Here is a 2,682-nt window from a genome sequence, read left to right on the forward strand (position 1 = left end):
AACAAATTTATACCAGTTTGCAATTATGTCTTTTTTACATTTGTATTATACGATTGAGATTTTGAATCATTATGGAAAACACAAAAATAAACCTATGAAAAAACTGATAATTTCTGCATTGCTTTTGGGAATAACAGGAGGTGGAATTTATGCTCGTGAAAAGGTGATATCTCACGGTTATCCTATAACTCCAGTACCTTTTACATCTGTGAAATTGACGGATTCATTTTGGGGACAACGTTTACAGGCAAGTCGTGAAGTTACCATCCCACTGGCTTTTAGTAAATGTGAAGAAACTGGACGTTATAAAAATTTTGAAATGGCTGCCCACCCCAGTGACAGCAATAAAGTGACGGGATATTCTTTTGATGACACTGATGTATATAAAACCATTGAAGGAGCAAGTTATCTGCTTCAGACTTATCCGGATAAACGACTAAAGAAATACATAGACAGTGTGCTGGTCATTGTTGCCGGTGCACAGGAGCCTGACGGCTATCTATATACTTCACGCACTATGAATCCGGCACATCCACATCAATGGGCTGGCAGTCGGCGTTGGGAAAAAGTGGAAGAGCTAAGTCATGAATTTTATAACTTGGGACATATGATTGAAGGGGCCATAGCTCATTATGAGGCTACGGGACAACGTAATTTTCTTGATATTGCAATTCGCTATGCAGATTGTGTCTGTAGGGAGATAGGGGAAGGACCGGGAAAACTGGTACGTGTACCCGGACATCAGATTGCGGAAATGGCTTTGGCTAAACTTTATCTTGTAACGGGTGAACAGAGATATCTTGATATGGCGAAATTCTTTCTGGATAAGCGCGGATATACTTCCCGAAGGGATGCATATAGTCAGGCGCATAAGCCAGTTGTAGAACAAGATGAAGCTGTCGGACATGCAGTGCGTGCTGCATATATGTATGCCGGCATGGCAGATGTTGCAGCACTTACAGGCGATACAGCTTATGTGCATGCTATAGACCGGATTTGGGAAAATATAGTATCAAAGAAATTATATATTACAGGAGGTATCGGAGCGACAAGCAACGGAGAGGCTTTTGGCAAGAACTATGAACTTCCTAATATGTCGGCTTATTGTGAAACTTGTGCGGCTATTGGAAATGTGTATGTCAATTACCGGCTGTTTTTATTACATGGAGATGCAAAATATTATGATGTACTTGAACGTACATTATATAATGGATTGATTTCGGGAGTTTCTCTTGATGGTGGTAAATTCTTTTATCCTAATCCACTGGAGTCTATGGGGCAACATCAACGTCAACCCTGGTTCGGATGTGCATGCTGTCCTTCCAATATCTGTCGTTTTATACCTTCTGTCCCCGGCTATATATATGCTGTGAAAGACAAGGAGGTATATGTTAATCTGTTCATGTCGAATGATGCTACACTGAATGTGGGTGGTAAGAAAGTTTCTTTCTCGCAGACAACTTCGTATCCGTGGAATGGAGATGTCCAGCTTAGGATTACTCATAACTCTGCAAAGGATTTTACACTGAAAATCCGTATTCCTGGCTGGGTACGAAATCAGGTTGTCCCAAGTAATTTGTATACATACACGGATGAGCTTGATCCTTCATATCGTGTGATGGTGAACGGTGAAGAAGTTCATGCCGATTTGCAAGATGGCTATTTTTCTATTAATCGCCAATGGAAGAAAGGAGATTCAGTGGAAGTACATTTTGATATGAATGTGCGTACAGTTACAGCCAATAATAAAGTAGAAGCCGATCGGGGACGTGTAGCTATAGAACGTGGACCTGTTGTTTATTGTGCTGAGTGGGCAGATAATGATTTTGATGTATTAAGTGTACTCTTGAATCCTCGTTCGGAGTTTAAAGTAATCGAGAGGAAAGATTTGCTTTGTGGCATTAATCAGATTCAGACACAGGCACAGTCGCTGGAATATGATAAGGCAGGACGGTTGCTGGTAAAAGACCGTATACTGACACTGATTCCTTATTATGCATGGGCGCATCGTGGAACTGGAAATATGGCAGTGTGGTTACCGGATGAAGTCAATGCAACTCGTCCGAAAGCTATTCCTACTTTGGCTTCAAAAAGTAAGATAGATGCATCACATAAAATACCGACATTATTTTCTGTTGCCGATGGACTAATACCTCAGGATGAAAATGACCGTACTATTCCTTATTACCACTGGTATCCTAAAACAGGTACTACCGAATGGATTTCTTATGAATTTCCGGAAGAAGTACAGGTTTCCACTTCAACTGTTTATTGGTTTGATGATACCCCTTGGGGCAGTTGCAGCATTCCGAAATCATGGAAGATTTATTATAAAAATACTGAAGGGAAATGGCTCCCTGTAGAGAATCTGAATGCATACAGTATCGTTAAAGGAGATGGAAGTGCTGTTAAATTTGAAACAGTGAAAACGAAAGCAATAAAATTGGAAGTCGTACTTCCCGATGAAAAAACAGCGGGTATATATGAATGGCAAGTAAAGTAAGATAAAGAGATTGATTATGTTGTTTCTCTCTGATAATTAACTTTTTATCTATATGGGTATAAAAAGTTATAAAGAGGTGATATAAACAAAATATACCCTATAGAGAAACAAAACCGTACCTCAAAGATTCTTATTTTTGGTTTACTTTGCAATGTTGATGATATAATAATACTGGAAAG

Annotated in this window: 1 protein-coding gene; it reads left to right on the forward strand. The window is 39.5% G+C overall.

Annotated elements, in window-relative coordinates:
* The first annotated feature begins 94 nt into the window (after positions 1-94).
* Positions 95-2,503 (forward strand): glycoside hydrolase family 127 protein, encoded by a 2,409-nt coding sequence (locus ACMJ0U_RS04480; protein WP_417128442.1) that lies wholly within the window; start codon positions 95-97, stop codon positions 2,501-2,503.
* Positions 2,504-2,682: the final 179 nt, after the last annotated feature.

The organism is Phocaeicola sp., from assembly GCF_048170425.1.
Taxonomy (GTDB): Bacteria; Bacteroidota; Bacteroidia; order Bacteroidales; family Bacteroidaceae; genus Phocaeicola.

What these genes read in the sequence shown, in the direction of transcription:
- ACMJ0U_RS04480 (WP_417128442.1), top strand. Translation starts at nt 95, where the DNA reads ATGAAAAAACTGATAATTTCTGCATTGCTTTTGGGAATAACAGGAGGT.